The 11,738-nt window shown below is 60.1% G+C and carries 11 protein-coding genes; 10 read left to right on the forward strand and 1 reads right to left on the reverse strand.

Features of this window, described 5'->3' with window-relative positions; all coding sequences use genetic code 11:
- The first annotated feature begins 282 nt into the window (after positions 1-282).
- On the forward strand, positions 283-807 hold the full coding sequence (locus OXI69_16555; protein MDE2667755.1) for a thioredoxin family protein: 525 nt from the start codon (positions 283-285) through the stop codon (positions 805-807).
- 6 nt (positions 808-813) lie between these two features.
- Here OXI69_16555 and OXI69_16560 read toward each other — a convergent pair whose 3' ends face one another.
- A complete protein-coding gene (locus OXI69_16560) occupies positions 814-1,938 on the reverse strand; it encodes a sialidase family protein (protein MDE2667756.1) in 1,125 nt (374 codons plus the stop codon).
- Positions 1,939-2,125: 187 nt separating this feature from the next.
- On the opposite strand from OXI69_16560, the gene OXI69_16565 reads away from it, so the two are divergent.
- The 9 genes from OXI69_16565 to OXI69_16605 all read left to right on the forward strand — a co-directional run bounded on the left by OXI69_16565 (position 2,126) and on the right by OXI69_16605 (position 11,188).
- Positions 2,126-2,452 (forward strand): TrbC/VirB2 family protein, encoded by a 327-nt coding sequence (locus OXI69_16565; protein MDE2667757.1) that lies wholly within the window; start codon positions 2,126-2,128, stop codon positions 2,450-2,452.
- A 7-nt stretch (positions 2,453-2,459) separates the two neighbouring features.
- Positions 2,460-2,753: a VirB3 family type IV secretion system protein gene (locus OXI69_16570; GenBank protein MDE2667758.1), complete on the forward strand. Its 294-nt coding sequence runs from the start codon at positions 2,460-2,462 to the stop codon at positions 2,751-2,753.
- A gap of 10 nt (positions 2,754-2,763) precedes the next feature.
- Positions 2,764-5,184 (forward strand): DUF87 domain-containing protein, encoded by a 2,421-nt coding sequence (locus tag OXI69_16575; protein MDE2667759.1) that lies wholly within the window; start codon positions 2,764-2,766, stop codon positions 5,182-5,184.
- Positions 5,181-6,038 carry a TrbG/VirB9 family P-type conjugative transfer protein gene (locus OXI69_16580; GenBank protein MDE2667760.1) on the forward strand — a complete coding sequence of 286 codons (858 nt, stop codon included), beginning with the start codon at positions 5,181-5,183 and terminating at the stop codon, positions 6,036-6,038. The genes OXI69_16575 and OXI69_16580 overlap by 4 nt, the downstream gene beginning before the upstream one ends.
- A 22-nt stretch (positions 6,039-6,060) precedes the next feature.
- Positions 6,061-7,374 (forward strand): TrbI/VirB10 family protein, encoded by a 1,314-nt coding sequence (locus OXI69_16585; protein ID MDE2667761.1) that lies wholly within the window; start codon positions 6,061-6,063, stop codon positions 7,372-7,374.
- A complete protein-coding gene (locus OXI69_16590; protein MDE2667762.1) occupies positions 7,371-8,279 on the forward strand; it encodes a hypothetical protein in 909 nt (302 codons plus the stop codon). The genes OXI69_16585 and OXI69_16590 overlap by 4 nt, the downstream gene beginning before the upstream one ends.
- Positions 8,280-8,629: 350 nt before the next feature.
- Complete coding sequence (locus OXI69_16595) at positions 8,630-9,529, forward strand: type IV secretion system protein (protein MDE2667763.1); 900 nt, start codon at positions 8,630-8,632, stop codon at positions 9,527-9,529.
- On the forward strand, positions 9,529-10,185 hold the full coding sequence (locus OXI69_16600; GenBank protein ID MDE2667764.1) for a VirB8/TrbF family protein: 657 nt from the start codon (positions 9,529-9,531) through the stop codon (positions 10,183-10,185). Before OXI69_16595 ends, OXI69_16600 begins: the two co-directional genes overlap by 1 nt.
- Positions 10,186-10,213: 28 nt before the next feature.
- The gene (locus tag OXI69_16605; GenBank protein ID MDE2667765.1) at positions 10,214-11,188 is read left to right on the forward strand and encodes an ATPase, T2SS/T4P/T4SS family; all 975 of its coding nucleotides are present in this window, start codon (positions 10,214-10,216) and stop codon (positions 11,186-11,188) included.
- The last annotated feature ends 550 nt before the right edge of the window (positions 11,189-11,738 follow it).

Raw genomic sequence — 11,738 nt, forward strand, 5'->3', positions numbered from 1 at the left:
CGAGAAAAGGGCAATCCAAGAAGAGATACGAAGGACGACGAAGGGCCACCAAGCGTGACGGCTCTGCCGCATGGGCAGGGCCGCGGCCCGGCAAGCCGGCGCCTACCCCCTCGAGGAGCAAGAGTGACGGGGGCCATCCGGCTGGCCTTTCAAGATTCCGACCGGTGCGCTCCCCTTGCTGCGCACCGGCCTCTCGTCCTGTTCATGGAGTCCTATGGGTCCGTTGTTTCACTCTGGCATGATCCGCCCGCCAGGGTGTGGGGGAAGCCCAGGAGGTTTTTCGTGATTACCAGGCCGATGCGCTCGGCACTCTTCGTACTTCCGGCCATGCTCGCGCTTCTCCTGCCCGCCTTCGCCACCGAACAGGCCGCTCCCGCTTACCAGCCGGTCCTGCAGTACGACCCCGAACGCGATGCCGCCGCCGACATCGAGGCCGCCGTGGCCGAGGCCGGGCGCTCGAAACGGCACGTGCTGGTCGAGGTCGGTGGGGAGTGGTGCGTCTGGTGCCACCGGCTGGACGACTACCTGAAGGAGAAAAAGAAGCTGAACGCGCTGCTGGAGCGGAACTTCGTGGTGGTCAAGGTGAACTACAGTCCGGAGAACGAGAACGAAGAGGTGCTCTCGCGCTACCCCGAGGTGGCCGGCTATCCCCACTTCTTCGTGCTTGACGGCCGGGGCAAGCTGCTGCACTCGCAGGACACCGCCAGGCTGGAAAAGGGGAAGTCCTACCACGCCCGCAGGTTCAAGCGCTTCCTGACCCGCTGGGGACCGAAGAGGTTGGTTCCGTCCCGCCACCGGCGCTATTGAGGGTCCTCAACAGGACAGGCGCGCCCACTCCACGTCCATCCGTTCAGCCAGCCCCGCATAGTAGACGATCAGCACCTCCCCGTTGGGCAAGACCGTGGCGAAGGGCAGTCCGTAGCTCCAGTCGCTCATGACCGCCAAGGTGTCGGCCATGTTCTCTCCGGAAGAGGGGCGGTTCCTCATGGCGGCGGCGTGGTCGTAGATCACCACCTCGGTCTCGGGCGAGAAGGCCCCGTCAATGGAGGGCGCCAGCCGTGCCCGGATGGATTGGGTGCCGAACCGGTCCACCCAGGCCAGCACCGTTCTGCCGTCGGGCAGAATGGCGGGCCTGGCCGCCTGGTCCGTAAAGCCCAGGTCCTCGGGTTCGGACCAGCTCCGGCCCTCGTCCCGGCTGATGCGGCGCCGGATGTTCAGGTAGGTTCCCGTCTGGCTGTCGAAATACCAGGTGAAGGTGACGATGCGCCCGTCGGGGGCCACTCCCGCCCGCTGGTCCCAGTTGAACATCCTGCCGGTCGGGTCCTGGCTCACCGTGTGGGGGGCGCTCCAGGATCTCCCCCCGTCCTCCGAATAGAGATAGACCACCCGCTGGTACCACCTGGAGGCGTCCAGGTAGGGCTTGTTGGTCTCCACGCTCAATGCCAGCCTGCCGCCGGCCAGCTCCATCAGGGGGCTGGTCACGCTGGGCGGCCCCAGCTCCTCCGGAGTGGGAATGACCCGCCAGGGGCTCCAGCTCCGGCCGCCGTCGTCCGACTCCGACCAGAGCACGGTCATGGGCAGGCAGCCCTCGGTTTCGGCATGAAAGATCTTGGAGCCGGGGAAGGATTCTCGGTCCACCCACATGGAAATCAGCACCAGGCGCCCGGACGAGAGCTGGGTGGGATAGGTGCTCCACAGTATCCCTCTCTTCCCCCCGATTCTGGGGGACTCCAGGGTCGTCGGTTCCGTCCAGCTCTGCCCCAGGTCTTCCGACCAGCGGATCTCGGAGGTGGCCCGGTCCGAGTCCTTGTTGGGGCCCACCTTGTAGGTGGCCAGCACTCTTCCGTCCTTCAGTCCCAGCAGCTTGGGAAAGGTCCCGACGGCCCGGTCGGTTCCTACCTCCCCCCGGTTCAGCGTCCCCCTGGCAACGATCTTCATGGCGTTCCTCCGGTGGTCACCGGCACAGTCTCACGGTGCTCTTCGTTCCTCTCGAAGCAGAATAGCCGGCCCGAAAATTATTGTTGCAATCCCGCAGGGAGTCATTGTAAGTTTTACCCACTCCCTCCGAGCAACATTCTACAGTTTCCAAACTAAATCTTGCCGAAAGAGAACGGCGGAGGATGTTATGCCGACTGTCTCCGGTGTGTGCCGAATTGCGTCCAAGTTTGCCCCTTTTCGCAGGGGTATTCCAACTTTGCTTCTGCTGCTTCAAGAGAGTGCCCTGCTGGCTCAAGGGACCGGAACAAGCCCTTGGGTCATGGCCGTCGACGAATTGTCGAAAACGTTTACAGGCCCATTGGCGAAAGGGCTGTCACTCATCGCCATTGTGGTCGGAGGTTTGATGTTTGCTTACGGTGAAGGTGGATCCAAGCGAGCCATGGCCGGCACCATTTTCGGGCTGGGCATGGCTCTGGGGGCTGCCAATTTCATGAAGTGGCTATTTGGGGTGTGACCGCGAAATGACAGGAAAACGCCGATGGAACGGCTATCCCGTCCTCAGCCGACCGCTGATGATTCTGGGCGTGGAACGGCGCTGGTTTCTCTTGAGCGCGACACTGGCAGTGTCGCTTTGGAATGCCGGTGACTCACTTCTGGCAGCAATACTTGTTCTGGCATTGCTGCTTGCTACCGGCCGGCTGGCTTGGAAGCAGGATCCCAATATGCTGAGCCTGTTGCGGGAAGCCGCCCGATCCAAAGTGCGGTACGACCCCGGCAAATGGGCGGAAACGCCCTGGTACCTGGATCTCCGGTAGGTGAGGTCACATGAACATGAATTCTGAAGCCCGGGACTACGGTAGATCGGGAGCCCTTGCCGAAGAGATCCCCTATTGGGGGTGGCTGCCGGACGGAACAACCTGTCTCACTCGAGCGGGCGAACTCCTGGCCGCCGGCCGGTTGGCGCCTATGGGGATCGATGGACGGCGGCCCGAACACTTGGATCGAGTGCTGGATCGCTGGCAGCGGTTGCTGTCCGACATCGGTCCTCGCACGCGGCTTTACTTCTATCTCCTTCGCCGGCCCAGTCGGTGGAATGAGATCCCGCAGCATGGTGGCGACGTCAGCAAGCTTTCCCAGCATCAAAGGCGCCTGTTCCTGGCAGGTCGGATTCGGGAGATGCAGACCTTTCTGGTGTGGTGCCATGACCCACAGTTGAGGTCTGCGGTCAATCGGGAGTCCGGCTGGACGTCCTTCGCACGCAGTTGGCTGGCTCGACAGGGCGGAATTCCCGAAACGGCGTACCTTTATGCAGCCATTCAAACCGCAGCGGATGGTTTTCGCCAGCTTGTGCAAGCCCATCGGGCCCTGGTGGAGGATCTCACTCCCATTGAATTGCTGACTCCCAAGTCTGGATCGTGCCTGTTGAGCGAGTTGATCAACCGTCCCGGCACTTCCTGGGATGGAGCCACCGGAAGCGGGCTCAACTGGCGCCTGGCCCTTTCCGAGCTGGAGGCGGAACGCCGCCATCTTCGCCTGGATGGCGAGCCGGTCATTCTCTACTCCCTTCTGTCCCCACCTGGCCAAGCCTCTGCGAATCTGCTCAACGATCTCTATTGCCTGGATGCCACTCTGACGGTTTCCCTGGAATGGAGGCCTCTGGAGCTGGACCAGGCTCGGAAGAGAATTCGATCGGCTCGCCGACACTATTTCGCCAAGCGCTACTCCCTTGCAGCTCACATGCAGGAGAAGGAAGGAACGGATACGGCAATGGTGGACTCGGCTGCCGAGGTCGAGTCCGAGCGGCTCGGGGAAGCGCTGGTGGAACTCGAAGCCGACGGGATTGCTTATGGTGAAATGGCGCTCTGTATTGCATTGCACGGAGAACTGGGAGAGATCGAACGCCTGGACGGCGATGTGCGACGTATCTTTTCCTCTCACGACGCCAAAGTCATCCGGGAGGGATACGGACAGTTGCCCGCCTGGTTCTGCCGCTGGCCGGCCCAGCCCAGGAAGCGTCAGGTTCGCACCCTGTTCGGTTCCGCCGGCCTGGCCGCCTGCCTGGCTCCCATCTTCGGTCCTCCGGTCGGATACTCGACCAGCAGGCACTTGCGGCGTCCCGCATTGGCGGTCCTGGAAACCCGCTGGCAAACCCCCTTTCACTACGACCTCTTTGACGGCGACGTGGGACACACGCTGGTGCTCGGGGCGACCGGAAGCGGCAAGTCGTTCCTGCTGAATTTCCTGCTTGTCTCAGCCCTTCAGTACCAACCCAGGGTTCTGATACTCGACCTGGGTGGATCCTACCGTTGGCTCACGGCCTTTCTGGGGGGAAGCTACCTGGAGATGGCTCCCTCCGGAGCACTCAATCCTGCCTTTCAATTAAGGCCGTTCTCCCTACCTCGCACCGAGCGATCCTTTCAATTCCTCACCGGTTGGGTGGTTCGCCTGTTGCGACTGGGCGGGTGGACGGTGGAAGGCGACGACACCAATGAAATTCGCAGCCGCGTTCAAGACCTCTATCTCTTCTCTCCCGATCGGCGCACATTGAGCGCCCTGGTGCGAGCCCTTCCCAGCAAGATGTGGCCGGCAATGTCGCGCTGGCATGGCGATGGAGCCTGGGCAAGCTATTTCGACCACTCCGCCGCTGGGGCGGATCTCGATCTGAAAGACTGGCAGGTTATCGATCTGGCTGGAGCGGCTGAACATGAGGACCTCTGCGAAGCAGCCCTGTTTTACCTGCTCGAACGCCTGCGCCTGCAGTTGGAAGACCCTGCCGACATCGCCCGGGTGAAGCTCATGGTAGTGGACGAGGCTTGGCGCTATCTGCGCGATCCTGCCGTCGTGGCTTACCTGGCCGAATCTGCGAAGACCTGGCGCAAACGCAACGCTGCCCTGGTCATGGCCACCCAGTCAGCAGCGGATATCACCGGAACCGCTGGTGCCGAACCGCTCCTGGAGTCGATGCCGACCAAGATATTTCTGGCCAACCCGGATTTGCCGACTCAGGCCGGCCGGATGTTTCAGCTCAATGAAGGGGAATTTGAACTTGTCAGAGAATTGGTTCCCAAGCGGGAGCTCTACCTGCGGCGTCCGAGTTTGACCGGAGTACTGCGGCTGAACGTGGATCCAAAGAGCTACTGGCTATATACCTCCTCGCCGCCTGATGCGGAAAGGCGGAGCGATTTCATCCAGCGATACGGGTTGAAACAGGGCATTGAACGGTTGTCCAAGGGAGTGGCGGGATGAACGCAGCACTACCCACGGGAATTCCGTTTCCCACCATCGCGTTCCTGGTGGTCTGCTGGACTGTGCTGTCAGGAGTCGCGACCGGAAGTGGCGTGCTTCGAGTCAATGAGAGGCAGGATCAGATTATCGAGATCCGGGCCAAGGTTCGACATACGACTGTGCTGGTTCTCCCGAAGACTGAAAATATCCTGGACTTCGTGGTTGGCGACTCCGACTACTGGCACCTTAGCGGGGCAGCCAACCTGGCATACCTCAAACCCATCGCCACGGGTGTGCGCACCAACGTGACGCTGGTATGCGCCAGCGGTCGGATCTACACCTTTCTGGCGAGTGAAGGCGCCGAGTCCCCTCACCTCGTGGTTCGAATCGAACGGACCGGAGGTGGGTACGGCCATGCCGCCGAGTCGCCGCACAAGCCGGCATTCGTCTCGCGAAGCATGGTGGAGGGATACCAATACGCGGCACGGCAAGCAAACGAGGCCGCGCTGGCCGCCAAGAGCGATGCGGAGGCCCGGGTCAACGAGGCAAAGCAGGAGGCCGCCAAGACCATCGATCAGTTTCGCTCCAGCTATCCGGCTCGCTTGAAGTGGCCGTACCGTCTCGAAAAAAGGGCATTTGAGCGACCGTTTCTGGTCGAAGCCCTTTGGCACGACGGTCAGTTTACCTATCTGCGCTGTCAGGCGCAGGAATCCCCGGCGCTCTACGAGTTGAAGGATGGATCGCCCAACCTGGTGTCCTATGACCTCAGCCAGGATGGACTCTATGTGGTACGGCATGTCTTGGGCGACGGCTGGCTTGCCATTGGGAACAATAAGGCCAAGTGGCGGTTTGTGGATGCAGGACTACAACCCTAGCCCCATGATTCATTGGAAACAAATGCACTCCAAACCGGCCGGAGCACTCCCCGGCAACCTGATGACCCGCATCGGCGTTGGAGCCATCGCCGTGCTTTGCGGGGCGCTGATGCTCACCCATTCCTTCACCAAGACGAACAGGGCTCCCGCTGCAAGTTCCGATGCGATCCCACAACCCGCAAATCAGGGCGTTCAACGACACCTCAGTGCTCTCATCGACAGAGAAACCGAACGGCAGGAGCAGCGGCTTGCCGCCCGGGCCTTGGACAGACTGCCTTGGCCAACGCCGGCGTCAGCACCCTCCGATGAACTGAATCAGTCCGCAATGGTCCCGGTTGTCCGGGAAGCTGGGGGGGTGCTTGTGAACTCGGATCCGGGACCGAGCGAGGACGAGATCAAGCTGCGTGAGAGTCTGCGTCTGGAGGATATCGAGAGGCGAGCCAGGTCTCTTCGTTCCCGACCGTTGGTCCAAACCTACCGATCCGATCGGGGTACGGAGGAGATATCCCTCAAGCCGGAGCCTGGTTCGGCTGCATTCCAGCCGGAGGAGGCTTCAAGGGTGCCCTCTACTGCGGAATCGGAACTGCGGGATGTCGTGGCCAACCTCAGTGCCGCGCTGAACTCCTCCAGCTCCGATACGAATGGGCTGTCCGGCGCCCTGAAGAGACCTGCCCCTTCACGTCCTTCCGTGGAGGTTTCCAAACAGTCCTCCGCGGACCCGGCACGCCCTTCCAAACTGGTCCAGTCCTCGGACCCGCCGGGTTGGGAGCGGATTTATCAGGGGGCCTTTCTGGAGGGCGTCCTTTTGACGCAACTTTCAGGAGACTTCCCCGGACCGGTACTGGCCATGGTATCGGTGCCGTTTTACTCTCAAGATCGCCAGCGGGTCCTGGTGCCGCGGGGAGCGCGGGCGGTCGGCACGGCGCGGGAGGTCACTCACAGCGACCAGCAACGGCTGGCCGTGACCTTCGACCGATTGTTTCTCCCCGACGGGCGATGGATATCCCTTGAATTCCGGGGACTCAGCCAAGTGGGGGAGTCGGCGCTCAAGGACCAGGTCGACCGTCACTATGTTTCGACGTTTGCGGCCGCCGGAGCCGTCGGCGTGCTGTCGGGACTCACCCTGCAGGGAAGCACTCCCTACGGCGGGGGGATCCAGGGACCTCGAGCCGGGTCGGGCCAGGGGTTTGGCTTGGCCGCAACCCAGATCCTGCAGCGCTTTCTCAATCGTCTACCCACCATAACCATCCGGGCCGGTCATCGGTTGCGAATCTGGTTCACGTCCGATGTGCTTGTGCCTAAATCAAGACCCAAGAAAGGAAGAGACCAGCCATGAAGAAGAGAATCGTTTCCCTCGTGCTGCTCGTCAGCCTCTGCGCCGCTCCCCTCTACGGCATCGACCCCGTTGCGGCCGCCCAAAGAGCCCAGATGATCGTGAACCAGCTTCTACAAAGGCTGAACGAGAAAATGCAGATCGCCAACCAAGTCACTCAAATCAGGCAATTTACCGAACAGCTTACCAAGACCAGGGAACAGATCCTCCACATGAAGGAGGCTGCCTTGGGGCAAATCGGAGCGCTTGAGGAGTCTTTCGCGGAGTTGGTCGCGGGACCCACCAACCTGGTAGTCGATACTATGCAGTGGCAGACGGAATTTACAGGGTCAGCCAGAGAGTTGGTTGGCGCTGCCAAACGGCTGGCCTCCGGCCAACCGCTGCGGGAAAGCTGGAGAAAAATCCTGAATCAAATTCAAACCAACCAGGCAGACATCGTTGAACTGTTGAGCCATCTGGATCCCCAGGTGGCGGCCCGGGTATCGGATCACTACCTTCAGGACCGGGAAGAAGCCGACAATCGACGTGTGACCACCTACCTGGTTGACGACTCGGCGACGGCATTGATCGAAACTGCAGCGAGCGCGCGAGAGTCTCTCCAGAAACTCCGTTCCAACAGCAATGTCTCGGACACCGCCTTGGCTCAAGCTCAGGTGACGGGTCTGGCCACCCAGGGAGAACTCCTATCCGCCATGGCGCAACTGATGGCTTTCGAGGCAGCACGGGGAACCGCTCGAGACTACCAGGATGAACTCAAGCGGCGGCAGCAATGGAAGCAGTGGGAGCGGCGTCAAGAGGCAGGGAAGGTGCTGTTCGAAAAGCAACAGGCGGACATTGCCGCGAGCGCCGATGGACTACGGGAAGGCTTGGTCTACCGGATTCCGTCCGCCTTTGGTGATTCACATTAACCCGCATTTCTCACCAGGGGGCGTGATCATGGCGCAGGCATTTTCCCCTCAGCGCGTGCTCGGGAGCGAAGAGCGTAGCGGTCACTACGGTCGAGCGAGCATGGATGCGCTGAGGGGAAAAGGACAAGCCAGGGCGCGCCCAGCACCGTGTGTAGGCTGAAGACTCCATACAAAGCGCCACAAGATGTTAAACACGAATACGTTACTACCGTAGGCTCAGCGGCCTGGTGAGATATGCGGGTTAAGCCCCCGGTCCCATGCAACTCCGTCCGCCACAATCGATAGATCCGAATGTTCCGGCGATAATCCCCGAGGAACAGCAGCAGAATTTCAAGGCGTTCCTCGACAGGGTGCTGGATGACGTTGTGGGTGCGGCTTCACCCGGCATTATCCAGGCGGGTGACGAACTGTGGCTGGCAATAGCCACCATTGCAGTGACCTGGGCAGGATTGCAGGTTGCCTTCAGCGGGTCCTTCAATTCCTGGGAGATCGTGAAGCTCATCTTCGTTCTAAGTGTTCCCAAAACCATGCTGCACTACTACAGCCAGGCTCTTCCTCACACCAACTCTACCTTTCCGCAGATCGTGGTGGAACAGGGGATCTGGCTGCAAAACATGTTTGTTTCCGACATCGTCTCCGGCATGCACACGGAACTCAACACCCTGTTTACCGCGCAGGGCAACGCTATACTGGCGGCCTGGCAGCGGATCGACTTCGAAGACCTGTCACCCTCTACGGCATATGCCGCAGTCACACAGACAGTCCCGTCGATAGCGTTCGTATTTTTCGGCCTGCTCCTGCTGGCCCTGTTCTTCATCACCTATGCCCAGGTTCTCTGGGGGCACCTGGCCGTATCCATCTCTATCCTGCTCGGCCCCATCTTCATCCCCTGGCTGGTATTCGAGCCAATGGCCTTTCTGTTCTGGGGTTGGTTTCGGACGGTGCTTGTCTATTCTCTCTACGCTGCAATCGCCGGAGCCATCCTCCGCATATGGGGCGGCGTGGGATTGGGTTACGTCACCACGTTGAGTCATTCGCCGCCCCTGGACAACTTTGCCGCGGTCGTTTACTGGTCGCTGATTCTCCTTCCTCTCTGCGCGGCGGGAATCCTGGCGGCCTGCAAAGTGGGAGAGATGGCTTCGCTACTGATTTCAGGAGCCGGCTTGGCTGGATCCGGCGGTGTTTCCTTGGCTGTCCATACGGCTGGTAAAGCTGCCATGAGTATATCGAGAGCTGTTTCCAGGCGATGATGTCCACAAAAGACACAGACCGTGAATACGCCGAAATCTGGGGTGAAACCCTCAACTCCAATCGTCACCTCCGCCTTCTCTCCATGGGGCTTGGCGGACTTACCCTCTTGTTGGCAGTCGTAGTAGTGCGCCTCGGTTTTCAGGAGATGCCCCGCCCGATCGTGGTACGTGTGGACGAGGTGGGTCGGGCCGAAGCCCTACAATACAAGGCCGTCGAAGCCAAATCCGACCCCCTCGATCCCACCACCAAGTACTTTTTGAATCGCTTCATCCACGACCATTACTCTCGTCGGGCCGCCACGGTACAAGAACGCTGGACCCGCAGTCTGCGCTTTCTCACCACCGACTTGGCCAATGCCGCATTCCAGGACGAAAACAGGAAAATTGCCCTGGTGGCGGCTCGAGTGGCTCGGGAGGAGACCAAAGTCGAGAACATCGTGTTGCGTATCCATGCCAATCGGTCGCCGCCCCATGGAGCGACCGCCGACTTTGAAATGGTGCGCATCCGGCAGGAGAAAGAAGTAGGGCGGGATAAGTGGTCTCTTTCCCTGCAGTTTTCCTATATCACCCGAATCCCTCCTGATTTGATGGTTCACAATCCGATGGGTATCGTCATCACCTACCTGCAGACGGATCGGGCTCTGGTATCGGAATAACAACGGATCAACCTGGGGATGCACCACCATGAGTGCCAGTGGAATCGAGATGCTCAAGCCCTTGTTGCCGGGACTGGAGAGGGTGCTTGAAGATCAACAAGTGAGCGAAATCATGATTAACGGGCCGGACAACGTCTGGATCGAGAAGAACGGGAAACTGGATCCCTTGTCAGCGCCGGATCTCGACTCCAAGGCTTTGGGGCGTGCCGCCATCCATATTGCTCGCCCCCTGGGCCTGGATCCTGTGCACTCGCCCCTGGTGGATGCCCGTCTGGACGACGGCTCCCGTGTGGCAATCTGCATGCCGCCGGCCAGTCCGATGGTGGCGATCACGGTAAGACGCTTCGGGGGCCGGTCTTTCTCGACGGACGACTTGGTGCGCCAAGGTGTATTGGCGAAAGAGATCCTGAATGCAGCCGCAGACACGCTGCGGAAAGGCCAGAACATCCTTGTTTCAGGAGGAACCGGGAGCGGAAAAACGACCCTGCTCAATGCACTGATCGAATTGTTGCCCGAGACGGAACGCATTATTACCATCGAAGATGTGCTGGAATTGAACATTAAACGCGGCAACTGCCTCCGATTCGAGGCTCGTGGACTCAAGGACACGGTGACCATTCGAAACCTGGTGCGACATGCGTTGCGCCACCGTCCGGATCATATCGTCATGGGTGAGGTTCGCGGTGGCGAAGCCGCGGACCTGCTGCAAGCCCTCAATACCGGCCACGGTGGCTCGTTGACAACTATCCATGCCAATAGCGCTCAAACGGCCTTGGCGAGGCTTGCCAGTTGCGCCGCCCAGGCAAGCAGTCGGCTTCCCTGGAGCGTGACCTGTCGTAGCATCGTTGACGGCGTGCGCATGGTGGTGCAAATGACGCGGCGGCGCGGCTTGCGGTTTGCGGAAGAGGCACTCTTTGTAGAGGGTTACGATGCTGCTACCGACTGCTGGGACGTGGAGACCATTTGGAGAGGACAGTCGCTGGCAGTCAGAAATGCGGGCTAGAGCCATTTCCCTCGGCGCCAAGCTCTGTGGGTGAGCTGTACAGATTGTTGAGATTTCCATGGTGGAACATCTTCCGGCAACAGGTGCACCCTGACGCAGTAGTAAAGCGGGTTTCCAGTGAAGGCTGACCGAAACCCGATCGAAGTAAACCTCCCTCGCAACCAAGCTCCCTCAACAACACCAACGGACGGTTGAGTTTCCGCTGAACCGTCGAAATCAGCGCTTGGCCTGTTTCGGTCCGAGCAACGGCCTGTCGGGTTCCGATTTCATTCTCTGGTGTCCAGACTTTCGATGAAGCCGACCTCCCTCTCACGGAATTTCTTCGCACAAGAATTTGGATGGAAACGGAAGGGTTCCTTTTGATTAAAGGAATTGCCACTGCCGAAGGCCCCCATCGGAGGCACGGATGTCGGCATATTCCCCACTCTTCTCCTCTTTCCTATGGTTACGATTTTTGTTGGCGCTGTTTCTCGTGACCGTTCTCTTCCCAGCAGACAGTAACGCTCAGACCCCCTCGATATCTCTCACCTGTTCCCCCACCATAATTGTT

Source organism: Acidobacteriota bacterium (genome assembly GCA_028875575.1).
Taxonomy (GTDB): Bacteria; Acidobacteriota; Terriglobia; order Versatilivoradales; family Versatilivoraceae; genus Versatilivorator.